24 protein-coding genes and 1 pseudogene are annotated in these 23,985 nt (G+C 45.7%); 14 read left to right on the forward strand and 11 right to left on the reverse strand.

The features are described 5' to 3' along the window. The first annotated feature begins 22 nt into the window (after positions 1-22). Complete coding sequence (locus tag KJB05_RS04710; protein WP_208445268.1) at positions 23-778, forward strand: class I SAM-dependent methyltransferase; 756 nt, start codon at positions 23-25, stop codon at positions 776-778. Here KJB05_RS04710 and rnhA read toward each other — a convergent pair. Beyond that, entirely contained in the window at positions 775-1,239 is a 465-nt protein-coding gene (gene rnhA / locus KJB05_RS04715) for a ribonuclease HI (RefSeq protein WP_005446139.1), read from the reverse strand. The two genes, KJB05_RS04710 and rnhA, sit on opposite strands and share 4 nt — an antisense overlap. Before the next feature lie 58 nt (positions 1,240-1,297). On the opposite strand from rnhA, the gene dnaQ reads away from it, so the two are divergent. The 6 genes from dnaQ (at position 1,298) to KJB05_RS04745 (ending at position 6,687) form a co-directional block, all read left to right on the forward strand. Further along, on the forward strand, positions 1,298-2,014 hold the full coding sequence (gene dnaQ, locus KJB05_RS04720; protein WP_005436825.1) for a DNA polymerase III subunit epsilon: 717 nt from the start codon (positions 1,298-1,300) through the stop codon (positions 2,012-2,014). A gap of 15 nt (positions 2,015-2,029) precedes the next feature. Continuing rightward, positions 2,030-3,280, forward strand: coding sequence for a TIGR03503 family protein (locus tag KJB05_RS04725; protein WP_208445267.1), 1,251 nt, complete (start codon positions 2,030-2,032; stop codon positions 3,278-3,280). 191 nt (positions 3,281-3,471) lie between these two features. After that, positions 3,472-4,410 (forward strand): hypothetical protein, encoded by a 939-nt coding sequence (locus KJB05_RS04730; RefSeq protein ID WP_196299124.1) that lies wholly within the window; start codon positions 3,472-3,474, stop codon positions 4,408-4,410. Beyond that, the gene (locus tag KJB05_RS04735) at positions 4,410-5,549 is read left to right on the forward strand and encodes a hypothetical protein (protein WP_208445266.1); all 1,140 of its coding nucleotides are present in this window, start codon (positions 4,410-4,412) and stop codon (positions 5,547-5,549) included. The genes KJB05_RS04730 and KJB05_RS04735 overlap by 1 nt, the downstream gene beginning before the upstream one ends. A gap of 138 nt (positions 5,550-5,687) precedes the next feature. Then, positions 5,688-6,080 carry a DUF1353 domain-containing protein gene (locus KJB05_RS04740; protein ID WP_208445265.1) on the forward strand — a complete coding sequence of 131 codons (393 nt, stop codon included), beginning with the start codon at positions 5,688-5,690 and terminating at the stop codon, positions 6,078-6,080. Between the two features lie 343 nt (positions 6,081-6,423). Then, positions 6,424-6,687 (forward strand): DNA polymerase III subunit epsilon, encoded by a 264-nt coding sequence (locus KJB05_RS04745; protein ID WP_208445264.1) that lies wholly within the window; start codon positions 6,424-6,426, stop codon positions 6,685-6,687. A 105-nt stretch (positions 6,688-6,792) separates the two neighbouring features. Here KJB05_RS04745 and fadE read toward each other — a convergent pair whose 3' ends face one another. Next, positions 6,793-9,237 carry an acyl-CoA dehydrogenase FadE gene (fadE, locus tag KJB05_RS04750; RefSeq protein WP_208445263.1) on the reverse strand — a complete coding sequence of 815 codons (2,445 nt, stop codon included), beginning with the start codon at positions 9,235-9,237 and terminating at the stop codon, positions 6,793-6,795. Positions 9,238-9,596: 359 nt separating this feature from the next. Between fadE and lpcA the strand changes: the two genes are divergently transcribed. Together lpcA and KJB05_RS04760 are read left to right on the forward strand one after the other, a co-directional pair. After that, positions 9,597-10,172 carry a D-sedoheptulose 7-phosphate isomerase gene (gene lpcA, locus KJB05_RS04755; RefSeq protein WP_005436835.1) on the forward strand — a complete coding sequence of 192 codons (576 nt, stop codon included), beginning with the start codon at positions 9,597-9,599 and terminating at the stop codon, positions 10,170-10,172. A 61-nt stretch (positions 10,173-10,233) separates the two neighbouring features. Beyond that, a pseudogene (locus KJB05_RS04760) lies at positions 10,234-11,078 on the forward strand (class II glutamine amidotransferase). 83 nt (positions 11,079-11,161) lie between these two features. On the opposite strand, the gene purN reads toward KJB05_RS04760, so the two are convergent. Continuing rightward, on the reverse strand, positions 11,162-11,800 hold the full coding sequence (gene purN, locus KJB05_RS04765) for a phosphoribosylglycinamide formyltransferase (RefSeq protein ID WP_208445282.1): 639 nt from the start codon (positions 11,798-11,800) through the stop codon (positions 11,162-11,164). A gap of 143 nt (positions 11,801-11,943) precedes the next feature. Further along, a complete protein-coding gene (gene purM / locus KJB05_RS04770; RefSeq protein ID WP_154203458.1) occupies positions 11,944-12,984 on the reverse strand; it encodes a phosphoribosylformylglycinamidine cyclo-ligase in 1,041 nt (346 codons plus the stop codon). Positions 12,985-13,163: 179 nt separating this feature from the next. On the opposite strand from purM, the gene upp reads away from it, so the two are divergent. Continuing rightward, positions 13,164-13,790, forward strand: coding sequence for a uracil phosphoribosyltransferase (gene upp / locus KJB05_RS04775; RefSeq protein WP_005445324.1), 627 nt, complete (start codon positions 13,164-13,166; stop codon positions 13,788-13,790). A 145-nt stretch (positions 13,791-13,935) separates the two neighbouring features. Here the strand turns inward: upp and KJB05_RS04780 are convergent, their stop codons facing one another. Continuing rightward, the gene (locus KJB05_RS04780; protein ID WP_009707401.1) at positions 13,936-15,189 is read right to left on the reverse strand and encodes a uracil-xanthine permease family protein; all 1,254 of its coding nucleotides are present in this window, start codon (positions 15,187-15,189) and stop codon (positions 13,936-13,938) included. Between the two features lie 235 nt (positions 15,190-15,424). Between KJB05_RS04780 and KJB05_RS04785 the strand changes: the two genes are divergently transcribed. Continuing rightward, complete coding sequence (locus KJB05_RS04785) at positions 15,425-16,693, forward strand: DUF2066 domain-containing protein (RefSeq protein WP_208445262.1); 1,269 nt, start codon at positions 15,425-15,427, stop codon at positions 16,691-16,693. A 155-nt stretch (positions 16,694-16,848) separates the two neighbouring features. Here the strand turns inward: KJB05_RS04785 and KJB05_RS04790 are convergent, their stop codons facing one another. The 4 genes from KJB05_RS04790 to KJB05_RS04805 are packed head-to-tail and all read right to left on the reverse strand — an operon-like array spanning position 16,849 to position 19,703. Beyond that, on the reverse strand, positions 16,849-17,289 hold the full coding sequence (locus tag KJB05_RS04790; RefSeq protein ID WP_005436847.1) for a DUF2069 domain-containing protein: 441 nt from the start codon (positions 17,287-17,289) through the stop codon (positions 16,849-16,851). A 19-nt stretch (positions 17,290-17,308) separates the two neighbouring features. Next, complete coding sequence (gene wrbA / locus KJB05_RS04795) at positions 17,309-17,881, reverse strand: NAD(P)H:quinone oxidoreductase (protein WP_009707399.1); 573 nt, start codon at positions 17,879-17,881, stop codon at positions 17,309-17,311. Further along, positions 17,882-18,232: an arsenate reductase (glutaredoxin) gene (gene arsC / locus KJB05_RS04800; protein ID WP_180824740.1), complete on the reverse strand. Its 351-nt coding sequence runs from the start codon at positions 18,230-18,232 to the stop codon at positions 17,882-17,884. Between the two features lie 16 nt (positions 18,233-18,248). Further along, positions 18,249-19,703, reverse strand: a complete 1,455-nt coding sequence (locus KJB05_RS04805; RefSeq protein WP_033005399.1) for a M48 family metallopeptidase — start codon at positions 19,701-19,703, stop codon at positions 18,249-18,251. 270 nt (positions 19,704-19,973) lie between these two features. Between KJB05_RS04805 and KJB05_RS04810 the strand changes: the two genes are divergently transcribed. From KJB05_RS04810 to KJB05_RS04820, 3 genes are all read left to right on the forward strand, one after another. After that, positions 19,974-20,210 carry a sulfurtransferase TusA family protein gene (locus tag KJB05_RS04810; protein WP_208445281.1) on the forward strand — a complete coding sequence of 79 codons (237 nt, stop codon included), beginning with the start codon at positions 19,974-19,976 and terminating at the stop codon, positions 20,208-20,210. 1 nt (position 20,211) lies between these two features. Then, entirely contained in the window at positions 20,212-21,282 is a 1,071-nt protein-coding gene (locus tag KJB05_RS04815; RefSeq protein WP_005436858.1) for an AI-2E family transporter, read from the forward strand. A 117-nt stretch (positions 21,283-21,399) separates the two neighbouring features. After that, entirely contained in the window at positions 21,400-22,737 is a 1,338-nt protein-coding gene (locus tag KJB05_RS04820) for an IS4 family transposase (RefSeq protein WP_213053103.1), read from the forward strand. Positions 22,738-22,788: 51 nt separating this feature from the next. Here KJB05_RS04820 and bcp read toward each other — a convergent pair whose 3' ends face one another. Beyond that, a complete protein-coding gene (bcp, locus tag KJB05_RS04825) occupies positions 22,789-23,259 on the reverse strand; it encodes a thioredoxin-dependent thiol peroxidase (RefSeq protein ID WP_005433058.1) in 471 nt (156 codons plus the stop codon). Between the two features lie 16 nt (positions 23,260-23,275). Continuing rightward, on the reverse strand, positions 23,276-23,818 hold the full coding sequence (locus KJB05_RS04830; RefSeq protein ID WP_005436861.1) for a glycine cleavage system protein R: 543 nt from the start codon (positions 23,816-23,818) through the stop codon (positions 23,276-23,278). Positions 23,819-23,985: the final 167 nt, after the last annotated feature.

The following is a 23,985-nucleotide window of genomic DNA, read 5'->3' on the forward strand; positions in this document are numbered from 1 at the left end:
CCTTTATATAGTCAGGTGGTTAATGAAACCAGCACTCAGCAACAAAACTTTACAGCACCCGTCGACTTGGTCAGACATGAACAATGGGCCGTGGGTACTTGAGTCAATCCAAACCCGACTTGATGAGTGGTGCCCGAAGCTGTTCGGTTACCACATGTTGAAATTGGGTGGTTTGAGCTGTGAGCTAACCAGCTGTAGTTGTAACATTCAACACCAAGTCAACGTAGATATCCAGAACCCGTTGCATAATGTCATCGCAGATGGTTACGAATTACCCTTTTTAGAAAAAAGCTTTGATGTTGTGGTGCTTGCTCATCAGCTTGACTATGCAAGTGATCCCCATCGACTGCTGCGCGAAGTTGATCGCGTCATGATGGATGATGGTTATCTTATTATTACGGGATTCAATCCGATCAGTCTCACTGGGTTAGCGAGTTTATTGCCTTGGCGAAGAAATAATTTGCCATGGAGTGGTCGCATGTTCACGTTGAACCGGATTAAAGATTGGTTAGGTGTATTGAACTACCAAGTGATTCACTGCGATCGCTATGCGCTGTTTCCAATGACGCGTTACAAAACCATGTGGACGTGGTTAGAGAACAGTTTGGGCGATTGGGCATCACCGGCGGGGAGTTTGTACTATATCGTGGCTCGCAAACGAACGTACCCTCTCAAACCTATCAAGCCACATTGGCGCTTAAAGAGAAAGCTAACACCACTTGGCGTGATGAACAGAGAGGGCAGTGCAGTGAAAAAGGTCTCAAGCAGTAAAAACTAGGACGCTTGATACCCTGTATCTTCTTCGGTTGGGTTTTCTGCGGCTGCGCGTGCTAGCTCATCACAGATTTCATTTTCACGATGGCCTGCATGGCCTTTAACCCAATGCCAATCGACTTGGTGGCGAGCGGTTTCTTTATCAAGCGCTTGCCAAAGGTCGGCATTCTTCACCGGCTTTTTATCCGCTGTTTTCCAGCCACGTTTCTTCCAGTTGTGAATCCACTGCGTAATGCCTTGGCGCACGTACTGGCTATCCGTCGTTAACGTCACTTGGCACGGCTCTTTTAGCGTTTGAAGTGCAACCACGGCGGCCAACATTTCCATGCGGTTATTCGTGGTCAGAGTGTAGCCTTTCGCGAGGGTCTTTTCTGTTTGCTTGTAACGCAAGACAATGCCGTAGCCGCCAGGGCCCGGATTGCCTAAACAAGATCCATCAGTGAAAATCTCAACGTGTTTGGTCATATTTTTGGTACTATTAGCCGAAACATTTAATAAAGCATAGTCTGACACACATAACCTTATGAATACCAGCAGCAATTCTGAACATAATCGTATTGTCGTTCTCGATACCGAAACCACGGGTATGAACCTAGAAGGTGGTCCTCACTACATGGGTCACCGCATCGTCGAAATTGGTGCCGTGGAGATCATCAACCGTAAGCTGACTGGTCGTCACTTTCACGTTTACTTAAAGCCTGACCGTGAAATCCAACCAGATGCGATTGGCGTCCACGGTATTACGGATGAATTCTTGGTCGATAAGCCAGAATACTCTGCCGTACACCAAGAGTTTCTAGACTTCATTAAAGGCGCCGAGCTGGTTGCCCACAACGCGCCCTTCGATACCGGCTTTATGGATTACGAGTTTGAAATGCTCAATCCAAGCATCGGTAAGACGGATGATTACTGTAAGGTGACCGATACCCTTGCCATGGCGAAGAAAATCTTCCCGGGCAAGCGAAACAACCTCGACGTATTGTGTGAACGTTACGGCATTGATAACTCACACCGTACTCTCCACGGGGCATTGCTCGATGCGGAGATTCTAGCCGACGTTTACCTATTGATGACCGGTGGACAAACAAGCCTAGAATTTAATGCCAATAAAAAAGACGGTGAAGCGGAAGGCATTCGTCGTGTTGAAGGAAGAAAAGCGCTAAAGGTTTTGCGTGCAACTGCCGATGAAGTAGAAGCACACCAGAAAAGACTCGAACTGGTGAACGACAGTATTTGGTAGTAAATAGGAGAGACTATGTTGAGGGCTTTGTCAGTCGCTATTTTAGCGTTCTGGAGTTGTTTCGCGTTTGCCGCGAGCGAGTCCGCCATGTCTTTGTTAGATAACCGCTTTCGTGTCGATCCAACCATCGAACAGATTACTTTTTTGGTTTATCGTGAACAGAGCTCTCAGCCTGTCGTCCTTGTCCGCCCTGACGGTAAAAAGTATTACGCTTGGGGCACCTACGACAACGTTCGTTGGTATCAAGAATCTTCCCTCGATATCATCTCGATAGATAAACCCATGCCAGGTCCATGGCAGGCTGTCGGAAAAGTCACCCCGAAAAACAACATTCGTCTGATCTCACACTTAAAGCTCAGCACCGATGTGTTCCCAAATCGCCTTTATCAGAATGAAGCCCTCAAGTTTACTGCGCGTTTAACCTCAGACGATAAGCCGCTGGTACTGCGTGATTTCCTAGACCGCGTAAATCTGCGTGTCACCTTCACTAAGTTTGTAGAAAACGAAGACGAACTGATCAAAGAAGCGCGTCCTGTGCCTATGGTGATTGGCGAGTTTGCTGATGATGGCCGTGGGCTAGATGAAAAAGCTGGCGACGGTGTGTTTACCGTTCAACTGCCAATTGATATCGAGCCGGGTAAATACCGTGCTCGTATTACGTCTGGCAATGGCGTATTTTTGCGAGCACAGGAACAAGTGGTACTGGTGTACCCATCGCCAATCACACGCACCTTTATTCAAGCACGTCATGCAGACCAACCACACCAGCTGGTGGTTAGTGGTGAGCAAGGCATGATCACGCCGGGATCCATTGCCGTGAACGTCGAGCAAGAAGCACCAGACGGTTTCATCAGCTACAGCCAAGGTCAAGTGTCTGCTGACGGCACCAAAACCACGCTTAATATGGATAACGATCCAGAGTTAGGTAAGTACTCATGGCATGGTGAAGTCTTTGCCACAGACCTAGCAACCAAGCGCTCATTAGTCTTCCCAATCAAAGAGCAGTCATTCAGCGTCGTTGATGAAGTGGATCTAGAAGCTGCACGCTTAGCGAAAGAAGCTGAGATCGCCGAGCAACGCCGCATCGAAATGGAAAAACGCATCATCGCCGAGCGTGAAGCCGAACGTAAACGCAGCATGATCATCATTGCCATTGGCAACGTCATCGCATTGATTCTGGTGATTCTATTCTGGATTATCTGGAGCAAGCTCAAAGCTAAACGCCAAGCCATGCCAGAGATGCAATTGGAAGTGCCTAAGAAGTAGGGTGCAAGAATTTAAATTGAAAACGGAGCCGATTGGCTCCGTTTTTTGATTTTGAAAGCTTATTTAAGTGCAAATATGTGACTATTACACACAATAATTATGTGTTTTTTTATCTTCCGGTTTAAAGAGCTAGAGCAACAATATTAAATGCAATAAGATGCGTAAATTGTTTTTAAGCTATGGCTCTATTTATGGGTGAATTTTCAAAATATGTTGGTGAAGTCGGGGAAGAAATTGTTGATGATTTCTTGCGCCTATTTGGGTGGAAGAATATGTGCAGTAATAAAGAATTATCTTGCTGCATTTCTACACACAAGAAGAAAACTCATGGCATCGATGCTCTCTTCCTGTATCCATCTCCTTTGCAGAAACAATCACTTGTAAGTGTTGTCGTATCAGCAAAATACTCTTCCAACCCATACTCAAATATTAAAACAACCTTCAAGTCCCACTTTACAGATATAGCTCATACAGTGGATTGTTACTCCAAGTCTCAGCTAAAGCGTTCACTTACCAAAGCATTCAAAGGCAGTTCGAGAAAGGATGATATTGGGGTGCTTTTTTACCTAAATAACGATGAGTCAGGAGATAAGGACAATATCAAGAGTTACATCGCAAACTCTCGTTTAGATAGCTCTCTAAAATTTAGTGTGATTCACGTAATTGACAACGCTAGAGCTGACTTTCTTTACTCATCGCTAAGTTTTATCAAATCAAAATACAGTCTACTAGAGTTCTTTTGCAATGGTACAACCCTTAAGGTTGGCACGAGTAAAAGCCACTCAAGAGTAATGCCTGTTGAATACATCACATCACCAATAATCCCAGTATCAATAATGACAGAGGGTGGTAGAAAGCTAGTTTTGCTTTGTGACTTTGACTTTAGCAAAGAATCTCTAGAACTAGTTTATAAACTAGCTCGTAAGTTGTGTGCTGAGTTTACCAATCACTATGAAGTGTATTTTAAAACATATAGCAAGCTCAGAGATGCTCCTGTGGTCGATGAAGTTAAAATGTCGGCGCAAGCGGAAGGTTTAAACTGTGAAGATGATTATTACGATATGGAGAACTTTCCAGAGCCAACCCTTATTGTCGGGACCTACAACCAAACTTTCAGGAATGATTTCTAATGAGCGACAGTGATACTTTCATCCCTTCTGGAGATGAGCTAAAAAACCTTGTTAGCCAATCTCGATGTACCGCGGGTACGATTAACTCCTTACTGAGAGATCGAGGTGTATTCTGTGGCTCATCTGATAAGGCTAATACGGTACCAAACTTAGTTACGTCGTTTTTGAGTCCTGCTGAGGCATATGATTTGCTAGGTAGTATCAAAACTAAAGAACGTTTAGATAAAGTTAATTTTCGTAACTTTGAGCTGCAAAGTGATACGGCATTGCTCAATTTTGTAAGTGGTTTAATTGAGCCCGAAGATTTGCTTCAAAATGATTATTTAAACTACCAAATTTCTGACTTTAATGACTTCACATCTCTAGACGGTTCTAGTGAGAACTCGGTGATACTTGATTTTGAGGTATGTAGAACTGATTTGTTAGATGACTGGTATGAAACAAAAAAATTCTTCAAAGGCTCAGTAGAGTTGAAGAAAGATACTGTTGGAGGAAGCTCGGAATTACTGATGAATGTAAAGCTCAATCATTCCTCACCAGAGACAAAAGAAATCGCTGATAAAGTGGTTTTTATAGTTGAGCAAGCGATGATAAAGAATGGTTTCATAAAGGCTTCCCCGGAAGGTGGTAAGGTTTCTTTGGATGATTTTGAAAACGAAGATCGTGTGAACTTTCTACATGATCTAGCTTCCCAACATATAGGTTACGAATTCTTTTACAAACAGATAGATGATGTTCATTTTAACCCAGATCAGGAGGCCGATATTGACTCTTTGCCAGATCTAGCCAACTTCTTAGAAAAAGATGTTGAGCAATATCGCCTCAAAGGGAAGCTTGAAAAAATAATATCTATAAAATGGAAGCACATACATCCTTATGTGAAGGTAACCAAAGTCGTTGGTAGCTATACCATTGACTACAAATCTTATTCTGGTGAATGCAAAGTATCTTACGAGTTTAGTGACTACGGAAGAAAGAAACCTGTTAATCCCGAGTTGTGTATCAATTTCATCAATTTAAAAGTAAAGGGAGCTTCTGCATCAGTTCTTTGTGAAATCCAAGATGCCATAATGCGCCAAATTGAAGAACGGAAGACAGAGCTGCTACGGAAATATAAGAAATCTACTTTATTAGAGTAATACCTTTCTTTGCTATTGGTAGTTTCGAGAATATAGAAACAGAACATCGAATGGGCTGGTAAATATTTGCTTAAAGAAAATCGCAGACAAGCTTTAGGTTAAGAGCCTCAAAGAAGCTAGGTGACTAGGAGGTCTCTGATGAAGTACAAAAAACGTCGGACGTACAAATATAACCTTCATTCCGAAGAACAGATTGAAACCGGTATTACTCTCGCACAGCCTTTCGATAGTCCGTTTCTGAGTCTATCTGAGCAAGGTTTGCTGACGATTAAGAAAGGTTACTCTTGGGATGGAGCTAGTGGCCCAGCGATTGATACCAAGAACATTCTTAAAGCTTCTCTGGTGCATGATGCGTTGTATCAATTGATGAGAGAAGAAGTGTTACCTCAAAGCAGTCGAGAGCATGCGGATAGGCTTCTGCGTCAAATATGCCTTGAACATGGCATGTCGAATTTTAGAGCGACGTACATTTATTACGGAGTCAGAGTGTTTGGCGGATATTTTTCTAAACCGGATCTTTTATCTGCCTAGTTAAGCTCTCTTGGTGAGTAGATTCTGAATCATGTTCGTTCCTCACTGTTCAGAATGACGAAAACCTAGGAACACTGCGCGTGTAGTAACCTGATAACTCAAAGTAAACCGTCATTCTAGCGAGCTTTAGCGAGACTAAGAATCTATTGCCAGCGCGCTGGGGCGTTTGTTTCTTCACCCTCTGCAGAGCACTCGGCAGTATGTTCTAGTACGCACACACAATCACTTCGCTGTTCCTTTACATATCTATGCTAGACTCACGCCATCAGCTATATGAATGACTTCTCATTTGTTTACCTGAGGGCAGCAATTGGGCTGCTGTATTCTTATTAAAGGCATAAAAATGAGTGAATTAACTTCAGCTGAACGTAAAGCACGTGACAACGAACGTTTCTCGCAACGCGTGAATGAACGTCGTGAAAAAGGTGAAGATGTCGTGGCGTACGCATTGGCGAACAAAAAAGCGGTGAAGTTCCTGACCAAGTCAGAGAAGAAAGCATTGAACGAACGCAAAGCGACGCTTCAAGAAGAACTTAAGCTGAAAGAGCAGGAAGAACTGCGCAGAATTGAACAGTCGTTTATTGTTGAAGAAGATAACGAACAATAAACGCTTCTTTGCGATTGCCGTGTTGTGCGAAGCAGAGATTCAATAAAAAACGGGAGCTTCGGCTCCCGTTTTGCTTTCCTACTTATCGTTTAAGCCATCATTCGCTTAAGCGACGTTTTCCATCTGAGGGTACAGCGGCTTTGCGGCCAATAGCTCTGGCTCAAAATCGTCTACGTTGATGGTGTCTAGGCGATGCTGTTCTGCTTCTCTCAACAAATCAGCTTCTTCTTGAGTAATCACGCCTTGCTCTAGGCCTTCTTGAGCAATCATATCCAAACGCATGAATGGACGGCGTTTACCTTGCGCTTTACATACCTTGTCAAACACAGGCTCAGCTTGAAGAATCACAGACAATGCAAGCTCAATCTTACCTGCTGCGTTGTGCTCTGTTGGTTCTAGGTACTGACCACGACCAATACGCGAACGTGTTGCACTTGGCGTTTGTAGAATACGAGCTACTTTGCTGTCTAGCTTGTCGCTTGGCGCTTTACGTACACGGCCAAATGGCATGATCAATACGCGTAGTGCACGACCAATCACTTTGTTCGGGAAGTTCGCTAGGAACTCATCAACTGCTGCTTCAGTTTGCTTCAAGCTATCTTGCAAGCCCCAATGCACCAATGGCAAATCTTCAACAGGGCGGCCATCTTGCTCAAAGCGTTTCAATGTTGCAGAGCTCAGGTATAGCTGACTTAGAATATCACCAAGACGCGCTGACAGACGCTCTTTACGTTTCAACGAACCGCCTAGTACTACCATCGAGATATCCGACAGTAGAGCAAGGTTTGCACTGTAGCGGTTCAATTGTTGGTAGTAACGCTTGGTCGCGTCTTTGGTTGGTGATGAAGAACCTAGACCGTCACTTAGACCAAACCAAATACTGCGCACTAGGTTACTCATGGTGAAGCTCACGTGACCCGCTAACGCTTTGTCGAATTTCTCAACCGCGTCGCCAGCATCAGAGTAAGCCGCGTTCATCTCTTCAAGTACGTAAGGGTGACAACGAATCGCGCCTTGACCGAAGATGATCATTGAACGAGTTAGGATGTTCGCACCTTCTACCGTTACCGCGATTGGTGCACCTTGGTAACCACGCGCTAGGAAGTTAGAAGGACCCATACAGATACCTTTACCGCCTACGATGTCCATCGCGTCGATGATGCTCTGTTGGCCACGATGTGTACAGTGATACTTCACGATAGCCGAGATAACCGAAGGTTTTTCACCTAGGTCGATACCTGCCACGGTTAGGTTGCTCGCTGCATCCATGACGTAAGCATTACCACCTAAGCGTGCTAATGGCTCTTCTACGCCTTCCATGTGACCGATAGGCTGTTTGAACTGACGACGAATGCGTGAGTAAGCGCCCGTTGCCATCGCTGCAGTTTTGATGCCGCCTGTTGAGTTAGAAGGTAGCGTGATACCACGACCAACCGATAGACACTCAACCAGCATACGCCAGCCTTGGCCTGCCATTTTCTCACCGCCAATGATGAAGTCCATCGGTACGAAGATGTCTTTACCGCGAGTTGGACCATTTTGGAATGGTACGTTAAGCGGGAAGTGACGGTTACCAATCTCAACGCCTTTAAGGTCAGTTGGGATTAGAGCACAAGTGATACCGAGATCTTCTTGGTCACCAAGCAGGCCTTCTGGATCACGCAGTTTGAATGCAAGGCCAAGTACGGTTGCGACTGGCGCTAGAGTGATGTAGCGCTTGTTCCAAGTTAGGCGCATACCAAGGACTTCTTCACCTTGCCATTCGCCTTTACATACCACGCCGTAATCAGGGATAGAGCCCGCATCTGAGCCTGCTTCTGGGCTAGTCAGTGCGAAACATGGGATTTCTTTACCCTCCGCTAGGCGCGGTAGGTAATGATTTTTCTGTTCTTCTGTACCGTAGTGTTGCAGAAGTTCACCAGGGCCTAACGAGTTTGGTACGCCAACGGTAGAAGACAGCACGCCAGATACGCCTGTTAGTTTTTGTAGTACCAAAGATTGCGCGTATGCAGAGAATTCTAGGCCACCGTATTTCTTTTTGATGATCATGGCGAAGAATTTGTTGTCTTTAAGGTATTGCCACACTTCTGGAGGAAGGTCAGCCAGCTCGTGCGTTACTTGGAAGTCACTCACCATGGCACACACTTCATTTACTGGGCCATCTAGGAAAGCTTGCTCTTCTTTGCTCAGCTTAGGTGCTTTGATTGCGTGAAGCTTTTGCCATTCCGGTTTGCCTTTGAATAGCTCGGCTTCCCACCATACGGTACCTGCGTCCAATGCTTCTTTCTCGGTTTGAGACATAGCAGGCAGGACTTTCTTAAACATGACGAGTGCTTTGCGGCTAATGAGGGATTGGCGAATGCTAGAAACCGCGAACACTGCAACAGCAAGAACGTAAAGTGCCCAGCCAATAACACCAACTGAGCCTGCGATAGTCAGTGCTAGCATGGCAGCAGTTAGCAGACTGACGGATTTCACGAGTGACATTCTGTGGTAAAGCGTAATGCCTAATACAACTGTCATCGCTACGATTGAGAGCAAGATGTCCATATGTTTTTTCCTTTTCAGACTTTAATTATGTTGTACGTCTGTATTTTGGTAAGAGGTCTAACCAGTTTTCGTAAGTGTAACCAAAATATTAATAAAATGTAAAACCCAAGATTGAGTAAAAAGTGATCTAAGTAGAGTTAAAATTCTAAAGTTGGGAGTTGGGTGATGATTTCGTAAGCAAGTTAACAAGTTTATTACCGCGATGAATCCAAATCTGTTGGTTCGCTATCGACACTAATTCTCGTTTGTGGGTAAACTCAGAGTAATGAACTGTCCGGTGTGAATTTCGCATCAGAACAATTTGCCAAGTGAGAAGCGGAAACGCTCCGCTGTGGCCGAAATAATGAAGAGAACGTCTTATGTACCAAGATCTGATTAGAAGTGAATTAAACGAAGCTGCTGAAGTTCTGAATAAGTTTTTAAGTGATGACCACAACATCGCGCAAATCGAAGCGGCAGCGAAAATGATTGCTGACTCATTCAAGCAAGATGGTAAAGTGTTGTCGTGCGGTAACGGTGGTTCTCACTGTGACTCTATGCACTTTGCAGAAGAGCTAACAGGTCGTTACCGTGAAAACCGCCCAGGTTACGCTGGTATCGCTATTTCAGATCCAAGCCACCTTTCTTGTGTAAGTAACGACTTTGGTTACGATTTCGTATTTTCTCGTTACGTAGAAGCGGTTGGTCGCAAAGGTGACGTTCTGTTTGGTTTGTCGACTTCTGGCAACTCAGGCAACATCTTGAAAGCGATTGAAGCAGCACAAGCGAAAGGCATGAAGACGATCGCGTTAACGGGTAAAGATGGCGGTAAAATGGCAGGTCTTGCAGACATCGAGATCCGCGTACCACACTTTGGTTACGCAGACCGTATCCAAGAAGTGCACATTAAGATCATTCACATCATCATTCAGTTGATCGAAAAAGAGATGGAATAAGATTTACAACTAAGCCGAATACTGGCTTAGTTGTGTTTTAAGGTAAGGAGTTCGTTAAACCATGTGTGAATTGCTCGGCATGAGCGCAAATGTTCCTACAGATATTTGTTTCAGTTTTACAGGCTTGATGCAGCGCGGTGGTCGCACTGGCCCGCACCGTGATGGCTGGGGAATTACTTTCTATGAAGGAAAGGGGTTCCGTACTTTCAAAGATCCAAACCCAAGTTGTGACTCGAAAATTGCTGAATTAGTGCAAAACTACCCGATCAAAAGTCGTGCGGTGGTCAGCCATATTCGCCAAGCAAACCGAGGTGGCGTGAATCTAGAAAACACACACCCGTTTACGCGTGAGCTTTGGGGACGTTATTGGACTTTTGCACACAATGGTCAGCTAACTGACTACCAAGATTTGTATACGGGTCGTCACCGTCCGGTCGGAGAAACCGACAGTGAGATGGCTTTCTGTTGGCTACTCAAGCAGATGGAAGACAAATACCCTGAGCCTCCTCAAGATATGGAAGCGGTTTTGCTTATGTTGCCCAGTGCTGCGATAAGTTGAAAGAAAAGGGCGTGTTTAACATGCTGCTCAGCGACGGTGAGTTTGTGATGACTTACTGTACCAACCATCTTTACTGGATCACGCGTCGAGCACCATTTGGCAAGGCCGCTCTGTTGGATGAAGATGTAGAAATCAACTTCCAAGAAGAGACAACACCAAACGATGTGGTTTCTGTGATTGCGACTCAGCCTTTAACGGGCAATGAGACTTGGCATCGAATGAAGCCGGGTGAGTATGGCTTGTTCCATGTTGGCGAATTGATATTGAACAACGCCGAAGCGCTAACGGATGTACCATTTGCTGCGCCTAAGCCGGGTAACCAAGCGCCGACTGAGCCGTTGGAGTGATGGTTTTCTCGCAGTAAAACATTTGAATAAAACAAAAGGCAGCCTGATGGCTGCCTTTTGCGTTTGGTGTTTGGAATTAAGAATTACTCCGCGGCGTAGCCGTGAGCACTTAGCTCAAAACCATCGAGATACGCTTTGCCTTCGGTCATCGATAATCGTCCTTCGACTAACCACTTCGTCACCATTGGGTAGATGTTGTGCTCTTGAGTTTGAACGCGTGCGGCGAGTGCGTCGGCATCATCGTCTTCAAATACCGGTACTTTAGCTTGCAGCACAACAGGACCACCGTCTAACTCTTCTGTGACAAAGTGAACGCTGGTGCCGTGCTCTTTGTCTCCGGCATCAATGGCACGCTGGTGGGTGTGTAAACCCGGATACTTGGGCAATAGAGAAGGGTGGATGTTGATCATCTTGCCCAGATAATGGGAAACAAACGCGCTGCTGAGAATACGCATGTAACCTGCCAGTACAATCACATCTGGTTGGTATTCATCAATTTGCTTCATCAGTTCAGCATCAAAGTCTTCACGAGATTCGAATGCTTTAGGATCGACAAAGTGACCATTCACATCAAACTGTTTTGCACGCTCCAAACCGTAGGCATCAGCTTTGTTGGAGAAAACCGCTGCCACTTGTGCGTTTGGCATGCAGGCTTCACAGGCTTCAAGTATTGCTTGTAGGTTACTGCCGTTACCCGAAATGAGGACCACTATGTTTTTCATCATATTGAGACTGCCTTGATACTGTAGGTTTGACGTGCGTAATCACTAAATTACCTACTATTAGAATGGTTTTCGATGTTCCAGATAGCAGAATGAGGACATAGCGTCCTCATTCTTTTTATTTTTTGAGCTTGATTCGCAAGTTATTGGATTTCAACTTGCTCTTCGTTTGCTTCTGCTTGAGCGATTTCACCAATCACCCATGCGTTCTCGCCTTCTTCTTTAAGAAGAGCAACCGCTGCGTCTGCTTGGTCTTTTGGTAGTGCAACGACTAGACCAACACCACAGTTGAACGTACGGTACATTTCGTGCGTTTCAACGTTGCCTTTCTCTTGTAGCCATTTGAAGATGATTGGCCATTCCCAGCTGTTACCATCGATAACGGCTTTTGTGCCTTCAGGCAGTACGCGTGGGATGTTTTCCCAGAAACCACCACCAGTGATGTGAGAAATCGCGTGGATGTCGTGCTTCTCAATCATCTTAAGTGCTGATTTGATGTAAATCTTAGTTGGTTCTAGAAGGTGCTCACCGATAGTGCGACCTGCTAGCTCTTCGTTCTTATCTGCGCCGGATACTTCTAGGATCTTACGGATAAGCGAGTAACCATTTGAGTGTGGACCGCTTGAGCCAACAGCGATTAGTGCGTCGCCTGCTGCTACCTTCGTGCCGTCAATCACGTCTTCTTTTTCTACTACGCCAACACAGAAACCTGCAACGTCGTAGTCTTCGCCTTCGTACATGCCCGGCATTTCAGCAGTTTCACCACCGATAAGTGCACAGCCTGCTTGAACACAGCCATCAGCAATGCCAGAAACCACGTCTGCTGCTGTGTCTACGTCTAGCTTGCCAGTCGCGTAGTAATCTAGGAAGAATAGTGGCTCAGCACCTTGCACGATTAGGTCGTTTACACACATCGCTACTAGGTCTACACCGATGGTGTCGTGCTTGTTCATATCCAGTGCTAGACGAAGTTTTGTACCTACACCGTCAGTACCAGAAACCAGTACAGGTTGTTTGTATTTAGTCGGTAATTCACACAGTGCGCCAAAACCACCGATACCACCCATCACTTCAGGGCGACGAGTACGCTTAACCGCACTTTTAATACGATCTACAAGCGCGTTGCCTGCATCAATATCTACACCAGCGTCTTTATAGCTAAGAGAAGAGTTGTTACCACTCACAGGGAAGTCCTCGGTTTTTAAGTTGGATATGAAAACGGCGCTATTCTACCAGTGGTTAAATACAGATAGCAAACGTTTGCGTCGGTTTTTTTCTTTAGTGATCTATCCTGATATCCCTGCAAAAATCATGTATAATCTGAAGGTTTGTTTAAATATTGCCAAAAAAGCCGGAGATGGAAATGAAAGTTGTTGAAGTTAAACACCCTCTAGTAAAACACAAAATTGGTCTAATGCGAGAAGGTGACATCAGCACGAAGCGTTTTCGTGAGTTAGCGACAGAAGTCGGTAGCCTACTTACTTACGAAGCGACAGCAGACTTTGAAACAGAAAAAGTAACCATTGAAGGTTGGAACGGTCCTGTAGAAGTTGACCAAATCAAAGGTAAGAAAGTGACAGTAGTGCCAATCCTACGTGCTGGTCTTGGCATGATGGACGGCGTACTTGAGCACATGCCAAGTGCACGTATCAGTGTTGTTGGTATCTACCGTGACGAAGAAACACTTGAGCCAGTACCTTACTTCAACAAGCTTGCTTCTAACATCGACGAGCGTATTGCTCTAGTTGTTGACCCAATGCTTGCAACGGGCGGTTCTATGATCGCAACAATCGATCTTCTAAAAGAGAAAGGTTGTCAGGCAATCAAAGTACTTGTTCTTGTAGCGGCTCCTGAAGGTATCGAAGCGCTAGAAAAAGCTCACCCAGACGTTGAGCTATACACAGCAGCAATCGATGAGAAGCTAAACGACAAAGGCTACATCGTTCCTGGTCTTGGTGACGCAGGTGACAAGATCTTCGGTACTAAATAATTCGAGCTTGATGCTAGATTATTACTGAATTGAAAAAACAAAGGCTTGGTGAAAACCAAGCCTTTTTTGTATCTGTTATGTAGAAGACAGTTACGAGTTACGAGAGTAGGAAAGGCGACTTAAATCGATTAAGCCGCACTACAAATTACTTCGCGTTCTCTTCTTCCATTTGTGCGTTATCCACCACGTGGTTTTCACCAAGGTCGTGTGGTAGCACTAGGTTAAGAATGATAGCCACGATACCACATAGGCTCACACCTTGTAGGCTGAACTCGCCAATACCGAAAGCCATACCGCCGATACCAAACACTAGCGTTACTGCTACGATCACTAGGTTACGTGATTTGTGAAGGTCAACATGGTTCTTGATCAGTGTGTTCAGACCGACTGTTGCGATAGAACCGAACAGTAGAATCATGATGCCGCCCATAACTGGAACTGGAATCGTTTGTAGAGTCGCACCTAGCTTACCAACCAGCGCAAGTACGATGGCTGTGATAGCGGCCCATGTCATGATTACAGGGTTGAATGCCTTAGTTAGCATAACCGCACCAGTTACTTCACTGTAAGTCGTGTTTGGTGGCGCGCCAACCATAGAAGCAGCAATTGTCGCTACCCCGTCACCTGCGATAGTGCGGTGAAGGCCTGGCTTCTTCAGATAGTTTTTACCCGTTACGTTAGAAATCGCTAGCATGTCACCTACGTGCTCTACCGCAGGAGCGATAGCTACAGGGATCATGAATAAGATAGCGTTGATGTTGAATTCAGGCGCGGTGAAGTTTGGCATTGCTAGCCAAGCCGCTTGAGCAACCGGAGTGAAATCGACCACGCCGTAGAATAGAGACACAGTGTAGCCTGCCAAGATACCGCCGACGATAGGAACCAGTTTTAGGAAGCCTTTCGCGAATACGCTTAATGCAATCGTCGTTAGCAATGACACTGCGGAGATGATAATCGCTGCGTCGCCGTTCACTAATTGAATTGCACCGTCACCTGATTTACCTACTGCCATGTTTACAGCCGTTGGTGCTAAGCCAAGACCAATCACCATGATTACAGGGCCAACTACGACAGGCGGAAGAATCTTATGGATGAACCCAACGCCGCGCACTTTGATCATCGCACCAAGGCCAACGTACACCAAACCTGCAGCCATCAAGCCACCCATGGTTGCACCGATACCCCAAGTTTGGATACCGAACATGATAGGAGCAATAAACGCAAAAGAAGAGGCAAGGAAGATTGGAACAGAACGTTTAGTAATCAGTTGGAAAAGAAGAGTACCGACACCAGCACCAAACAAAGCAACGTTTGGGTCAAGGCCAGTCAGAAGTGGCACAAGTACGAGAGCACCAAAAGCGACAAAGAGCATCTGAGCGCCTTGTAACGCATTTTTCATAATAATTCCCTATTCAAAGATACGCAGACAAATCCGGCGAATCTTATCATCTGGCAATCGATTGCAATGTTGCCTAGATCAAACTTTTGTGTGGATTTATAAGGTCAGCGAATGTTTAGTTTCATGCGGGCCTTTTAAATTGGTCAGAATACAGACAATTCACTCAGTACTCTTCTTGCTCAAGGTTTGATAGTTGCTTATCATGCGTGTTCTTGTTCAGAGGATTATGAAAACTATGCGCTATTTAGCTCTCTTATTGATAGGTTGGTTGTCTCTGCCAGTTTATGCATTAACTCAGGTAGATATCTATCGTGCCGAAGTGGCGATCGACGGTGAGCAAAAAGACGGCGAAGAACTCGCACGTCAACAAGGTATGCAAGATGTGATTGTGCGTGCGACAGGCAGCCAATCTTCCCTTAGCAACCCAGTAATTAAGAAAGCAGTGGGTTCAAGTTCTCGCTATATTTCCCAACTTGGCTATGGCCAAATTGATGGTCAAAGCAGCTTAAAAATGCTGTTTAACAGTGGCCAGATCCGCTCACTACTAACGCAAGCTCAGCTTCCTCTTTGGTCACCAAACCGTGCGAACATTCTGGTTTGGATGGTAGAAGAGCAAGGCTACGATCGCACGATTACATGGGAGCATTCAGATTCAACGAGTGCAGCGACCCTTCGTGATGCTGCACAAGCACGTGGTCTTCCAATCACGATGCCAGTGGGTGATTTCGATGATGTAACAGGCGTGAACGTTTCTGATCTATGGGGTGACTTTGTTGACCCTATCAGCCAAGCGAGCCAACGTTACCCTGTGGATGCGGTACTGATTGTTCGTGTTCAAGGCGATAAGATTCGTTGGACGTTGTACGACCAATCTCCAGCCCAGCTTTCTGAGTCTAAACAATCTCCACGCAGTGGCTCAGCATCGGGCGCAAATGCGATTCCAGCAATGGTAGGTGGTATTGCCGATTACTACGCGAAGAAGAGCGCTGTCGTCGTTTCTAGCAAATCATCAGAAGCGATTGATGTGAAAGTGCTTAGCGTTTCCTCTGCTATGGATTTCTTCGAGCTAGAAAACTCACTTACAAAGTTGAGCTCGGTTGCTGGTGCTGAAATTAAGCGTATTCAAGGCAATCAAGTCACTTTAACTATCCATCTATTGGCTTCTCAACAAGCGTTTGAGCAAGAAGTCTCTTCTATCCGTTCTTTGGAAGTAACGGAAGATCCAATGGCTGGTATGGAAGAGGTTGTACCGGCCCAGTTACCTGAAGAGCCTGCACAGCCAACACAGCTGCCAGCAACGACAGAAGACGCTCAAGCAGCGGAAGTGGTCGATCTAAATACAGAGACTGCGCAACCAGAACAGCCTGTTGTAGTGAAGCCTGCACCAGAGCAGTACGACTTGATCTACAAATGGAATGCACCAGTTCGCACGCCTGTCGAGCCTGAAGAAAACTCAGAGATTGCGCCAGTGCTAGAAACGGATGTGGTTGAAGACCTAAACTAAGCATTAGGCCTAGCTAGCAACATAGCAACAAGCTGAACAAAAAAAGAGTCGCCAAGTGCGACTCTTTTTTATTGTTTGGTATTTCTTGCTGGGAGTGAGAAAACTGGAGGCTTCATCATCCAGATACGTATTGGGCTAGCTACTTATTGAAATTGCTATTTATTGAATTTAGCTTTCTCTTCTTTCTCTACTTGAGATAGACGTTTTAGCTTCAACCCCAACTCTTTACCACGCGCTCGTGCAAACAAGATGTTACCTGCAAAGCCGAGTGAAGTAAGGAGCAGTTCCACAGCTGCTAACCAACGCTCACCACCATCGATATACAAAATTGTCAGCGCGTGTAAGAAGTACAGCATCAAGACGAAGTTTGCCCATGCGTGCGTGTATGGCTTACCTGCAAGAATGCCTGGCAATGGTAAAAGTAGTGGGATACACCATGCGATAGCGAGTGTGGTACTGCTTAGATGCGGGTGAGGGGAAAGCGCTAATTGCCAAATCGCGACCCAAGCTAACAATGCCAAATTACCGAACAGTGCCATGTAGCGATAGGTTTGGGTTCGGGTGCTAAGAGGTGGTTGGTCAATAATGTCAGACATCGATTTCTTATCCTTGAGCTTACTGACTTCCTTTGAGCTTTTTCGCTGCGGTCGCCAGTCGTTTTCCTAATTGTTGTGCGAGACGAATCTCTTCTGCCGTAAGACTTGGTTCTTGTCCTACACTGCTTGCCCCGTATGGGGTTCCACCTGATTGGGTGGTATGCAGTTCTGGCTCTGAGTAAGGGATTCCTAACACCATCATGCCGTGATGCAGAAGTGGGGTCATCATGCTCTGTAGCGTGGTTTCTTGACCGCCGTGCATTGAGGATGATGAGGTAAACACACAAGCTGGCTTATCGATAAGATCGCCGTTCACCCACAAAGGTGTGGTTTGATCCCAAAAGTGCTTAAGCGGTGCTGCCATGTTGCCAAACCATACTGGGCTGCCAAACGCGAGGCCATCACACTGCTTCAACTCATCTAGAGTAACAATTGGATCGGAAGGGGTATGTGAGTGAGGTGACAATTCTTCAACTGTACGCAAAATCGCTTCGCAATGAGGAGTCGATTCGACCCCTCTTGCTATTTGTCTTGCCAGCTGTTTTGTCGAGCCATGACGGCTGAAATACAAAATGAGGATCTGGCAATCCATTTATAGAATTTCCAGTACTTGCTCTGGCGGGCGACCAATTTTCGCTTTGCCGTTGGCAACCACAACAGGGCGCTCGAACAGTTTAGGGTTTTGTGCCATTGCTTCGAACAGTTGTTCGTCTGTCACTGACGCTTCACCCAGTGCAAGCTCTTTGTAAATGTCTTCTTTTGTACGCATCATTTCGCGTACAGAAGAGAAACCAAGTTGAGCGAAAAGTGCTTTGAGTTGTTCCACATTAAGCGGTGTATCAAGGTACTTAACAACTTCCGGTGTAACACCGTTTTGCTCTAGAAGTTCTAGAGTTTGACGGCTCTTTGAGCAACGAGGGTTGTGATAAATCACGACTGACATGGTTTTCTCCATTTCGTTATTGTAATGCCATGAATCGATCTCTTTGGATCATTAACTGGTCGATACGAGCGTCGTATCGTGCTTGTTTTAAGCTGCCCAGCTCAGCAATTTTACTTGCTTCAGAATAATATTGAATGGCTTTATTCCATCCTGCACGCAGCGCTAAAATTTCTGCGCGAGCGGCGAGTTCTTCGTCATTGCGACCCAGTGCGTGGTTACCTTTTGATAGAAGGTGCCAGCCGTTGGTATCTTCTGGGTTATCGTGCGTGTAGCGTTGAAGAATGCGTACGGCTTCTTCATTCTTATTCGCTTCCAGCAAAGCGTTAGCGTAGTTGATGGTCAGCACTTTGTTTTGCGGGTTGCGTTTTAGCGCACTGCTTAGCATATCAACCGCTTTTTGTGGCTTCTTCTGTGCGATGTACAAGTCGGTCATGGCATCCAAATAGAATGGATTGCCAGGGTCTTGTTGCAGCAGTTTTTTCAGAAGTGGCTCAGCTTCACTCAAACGTTTGTTGTCTAGGTGAACGAGCGCTCGACCGTAATCAAAAGACGGGATGATTTCAGGAGAGGCTTTCTTTTGAGTTCGATTAAACCAACTCATTGCCGCTTGTCCATCGATACCCGCATAACGTGCAACGATTCGAGCACGAGTCAAATGGTAATCAATCGAAGGCATGATACGCATTGGCGGGTAAGCTCGTGCACGCGCTCGGCTATCGGTAATACGGTCTTCAGGTAATGGGTGAGTCAGCAACATTGGTGGCGGCTTACTCGCGTAACGGTATTCATCCGCTAGGCGGCCAAAGAAGCGCGGCATTGCTTGTACGTCAAAGCCTGCTTTCGCCAAGGTTGCAATACCAAAGCGGTCGGCTTCTTTCTCGTTTGAACGAGTGTAGTTGATTTGGCTCTGCATGTTACCGGCTGTTGCTGCCGTCACGGCTGCCATCCCGGCTTCTGGAGATGCAATGGCGAGTAGCAATGCACCAGCGAGTGCTGCCATAGTCGCTGGCGAGCGACGAGCTTGTTCTTCCATGCTTCGTGCAAGGTGGCGCTGTGTTACGTGGGCAATTTCGTGCGCTACAACAGAGGCAAGCTCACTTTCAGTACGAGCGTGCAAAAACAGACCCGAGTGCAATGCAACGTAACCGCCAAAGAAGGCGAATGCGTTGATGTTGCGGTCACGGATCATAAAGAAGTGGAACGGAGTTTTTACGTCATTCGCATTGGCAACCAAGCGGTGTCCAAGTGTGTCAATATATTCATTGATGACGGGATCGCTAACAATAGGGCTGCTGGCTCTGAGCATACGCATGTAAGCGTCGCCATAAATCAACTCCTGATCTATCGTCAGAGTACCTCCAGCTGCAGTACCAATATCAGGGAGATCAAGGCTATTGGCGTAAATAGGTGTTGGTGTACTCAATGCAGCAGCAAGGCATAAACAAACTAGCGAGCGAGTGCGTTTTAACATACGGTTTAAAGATTCTCCAAAATACCGAAACATGGGTTGGGTGCCGAGTTCCTCTCAGCATGACCACCATGCATTATGGTCATCCTTATGGGATGAATATGCTAGCTATAAGACCGAAAATAAACGGATTGGTTTCGTAGATACTTCTTACAAGATGTTAAAATTTTGAATTATAAAGTCTTTGTCGTCTACGCTTAAATCACTAGCACCAGCTCAAAAAGCCGTTACAATACAACCCTATCACAAGTGCAGAGCAATACAATGGAATCCATGTTACTCGATTTGCGCGAGCAACGCTGCCCTATGGCACTGTTACTTGCTAAGCGTCACGCTGCAGATGTGTTTCAGGGAGAAACGCGGAAATATCATCAGCTTGTCATTCAAGTGGTGGATAAAAGCTCTAAACACGATATCGTGAAGTATTTACTTAACCAAGGGTATGCGGTGGAATGCCAAACTTCGCCGGAACACTTCACGTTGACAGTATTCAATAAGGAATCTTCATAAGATGCTTGAAATGGTAAGTCGTTGGTATAAGCGACGCTTTTCAGACCCACATGCAGTAAGCCTAGTGGCGATCTTGCTGTTCGGCTTTATCACAATTTACTTTTTCGGGCATTTGATTGCGCCATTGCTGGTGGCGATCGTTCTTGCATACTTACTTGAATGGCCAGTGACACAAATGTGCCGTTTGGGTATTCCGCGTACTTTCTCCGTCATTACCGTCATTCTAATCTTTATCGGTTTGATGCTGATTGCCGTCTTTGGTCTCGTGCCAACGATTTGGACGCAGGTGGGGAATTTAATAAACGATATTCCGAACATGTATGCAGGGTTGCAAAAGTTCATTGCTACACTGCCACAGCGTTATCCTGAGCTGGCAAATCTAGAGATCGTAGAAACCGTGGTTACCAACGCGAAAAACCAAGCCATTGGTTTGGGTGAGAGTGTGGTAAAAGGCTCTTTGGCATCTTTGGTAAGCTTAGCGACACTGGCGGTTTATCTGATTCTTGTTCCGCTGTTGGTGTTCTTCTTGCTCAAAGACAAAGAAGAAATGCTGCGCATGGCGAGTGGCATTTTGCCGAAAAACCGTAAGCTAGCGAACAAAGTTTGGCACGAGATGAACGAGCAAATCTCGAACTACATTCGCGGTAAAGTTTTAGAAATCCTTATCGTGGGTGGCGTAAGTTACGTGACGTTCGCGATTCTTGACCTGCGCTATTCTGCATTGCTCGCTGTAGCGGTGGGTTTGTCAGTGCTTATCCCGTACATCGGTGCGGCTGCAGTGACTGTGCCTGTCGCGATTGTTGGTTTGTTCCAATGGGGCTTAACACCACAGTTCTACTGGTTATTGGTCGCTTACGGCATCATTCAGGCACTAGACGGCAATGTATTAGTCCCTGTGCTTTTCTCTGAAGCGGTAAACCTTCACCCCGTGGCGATTATCGTTGCCGTGTTGGTCTTCGGTGGTTTGTGGGGCTTCTGGGGCGTCTTCTTCGCAATTCCGTTGGCGACACTAGTAAAAGCGGTATGGAACGCACTGCCAAGTACTGAAGAAAACGAACCGATACAAGAATAGAAATCGAATCCAATAAAAAGCCCAGCGATTGCTGCAATGTAGATCAGATAAGGATCGGTTGACCGATCCTTCTGCTGAGAGATAATCGGAAGCCTGTTTCTAGGCTTCCGATTTTTTATGTCTATCCAAAACTGTTTTGCCGATTTCCTCGAAGAAAATCCTGTTGATGTAGCTCAACTCACCACTTTCTCTGAACATATCCCAGATGAATGGGTTGTTAAGGCAGCTAGTCTTTCTGATAAGGCGACTATTCGCCGACGTCGGCTACCAAGTGACATGGTCTTGTGGTTAATTGTCGGCATGGCCTTCTTCCGTAATGAACCTATTGCCGAAGTTGCACGAAGAATGAATGTCTGTGCGGATGGCTTAGCCGATGAAGAGTTATTAGCAAAAAGTGCTTTAACTCAGGCAAGACAACGTTTAGGTAGAGCTGCACCAGAGTGTTTGTTTAAACAATGTGGGCGGACGTGGGGTCTTGAACGATACCGTGATGATACGTGGCAAGGATTACAAGTTTTTGCTGTAGACGGTGCTCTTTTTCGAACCGCAGATACCCCCGAACTTAGAGAGCACTTTGGCTCGGGTAATACCTCCAGCAACAGACAGACACCGCATCCAGTGCTAAGAGTTGTGACTATCATGAATGTCCGCTCTCATGTCATCGTTGACGCCGCTATAAGCCCCTATCGGCGTGGTGAAATCCCGCTTGCTATGCCCTTCATCGACTCCTTGCCAGATAACTCTGTGACGTTACTGGATAAAGGGTTTTACGGTGCAGACTTACTTCTCTCTCTTCAAAATAGCGGTATCAATAGGCATTGGTTGATACCAGCAAGGAAGGGGCTGAAATACACACTTCTAGATGAAGAAGAAAGTAATGACATGCTCATAGAAATGAAAGTCTCTCCGCAAGCTCGCAAAAAGAACCCTAGCTTACCTGAGAAATGGCAAGTCAGAGCGGTGACCTACGAAGTACAAGGTAAGCAGAAAACCGTTTTTACCTCCCTTCCTAGAACAAACTACGACGCGAAGGCAGTAGCCAAACTCTACCACGAGCGTTGGGAAATCGAATTGGGTTATCGTGATATCAAAAGCTCAATGCAACACAATACCTTAGTATTACGCAGCAAAACAGTAGACCTTGTTTATCAAGAACTCTGGGGGCTGTTGCTTGGTTATAACTTAGTAAGACGTGAAGCGAGTCAGGCCGCGGTTGAGCATGGAAGAATGCCGAATGAAATTAGCTTTAAATATGCTTGTCAGTTTATAGCGAGCCAACTGAAGGTGATGAGTAAAGCGATATCGCCAGGCAATACACCTAAGCGTTTAAAGAGTCTCAGGGGAGATCTATCCATCCTCTTTATAGACAAACGCCCTAAGCCTAATCGGCCTAGGGCGGTAAAAATATCAAAGACCCGATATCCTGTTAATCGCAAAGCAACTCCGCTTAAGTGAACTACATTGCAGCGATTGCTGGGCTTTTTGGTATTTGGATGAAAGCTAAGCTTACGCGTTTTCTTTCAAGTAGTTCACAACCACTTCGTGGTGATCTTTGGTTTTGAACTTGTTGAACACGTGCTCAATCACGCCTTCTTCGTTGATCAGGAAGCTAATACGGTGAAGACCATCGTACACTTTACCCATGAACTTCTTCTCGCCCCATACACCGAACTGGTCAGCAACCGCATGGTCTTCGTCTGAAAGTAGTGTGAAGTTTAGCTCATCACGTTCGATGAATTTACCAAGGCGTTTCACTGGATCGATACTTACGCCCAATACCACAACATTGTGTGCATCTAGCTCTGCTTTTACATCACGCAGGCCTTTTGCTTGGGTGGTACAACCCGGAGTCATTGCTTTCGGGTAGAAGTAAAACAGAACTTTTTTACCTTTGAAGTCACCGAGAGAAACGGTGTTGCCATCTTGGTCGAGCAAAGAGAAGGCTGGCGCTGGCGAGCCTGCTGTCAGCGTATTCATTGTTATATCCTTTACTTTATAGATTGTTTTTAATGAAATTCAGAGAACCTTGTACGTTGAGCGTATTACAAAGTTCATCGAAATCTTCTTGTAATTGCATCAGATTACAGTCAGAACTCACTGAGGCGGTGATCGCGATGTGGAACTGATCGGCATCTAATTGGATTTTCGATTTACTGATTGTTTGCGCACTAAGGGAATCTAGACCAATCTGTTTATCGGCGAAGAATTGTGTGAACTTCTCAGTGAGGCCGATACGGTCTTCTGATTCAATGAACACTTCCATGGTGTAGCTGTTGTCGAGCAACTCATGTGCTGACGTGCGTTTCATGATAGTGATAAGGTCGTGTTCTTGACCTAGTAGTGGCAACTGCGTTTCGACGCGGGTGACATTACTGGCGTTACCAGTAAGCAGCATGATAAGAGTGAATTCATTACCAAAGATAGCAATACGGCTATCGACAATGTTACAGCCAGCTTGTGTGACGAGCTTAACCACTTGGTTACATATGCCCGGACGATCCGTTCCAACCGCTGTAAGTACCAGATGTTGCTTCATAAATGAGCTTCTTGTCCTTTCTTCAATAGAGAGATGTTAGCACAGATACGGCACAGAAATGTCGAGTCAGTTCTTTTTTTAAACTTGTTAAAACGCTTTGTTGATTAAGTGAACAGTTTGATTGTTGAGTACTCTATTAATTCACTCAACGCTGACTTGAGCCTCAT

It is taken from the genome of Vibrio sp. B1ASS3, from assembly GCF_905175355.1.
Classification (GTDB): Bacteria; Pseudomonadota; Gammaproteobacteria; order Enterobacterales; family Vibrionaceae; genus Vibrio; species Vibrio owensii.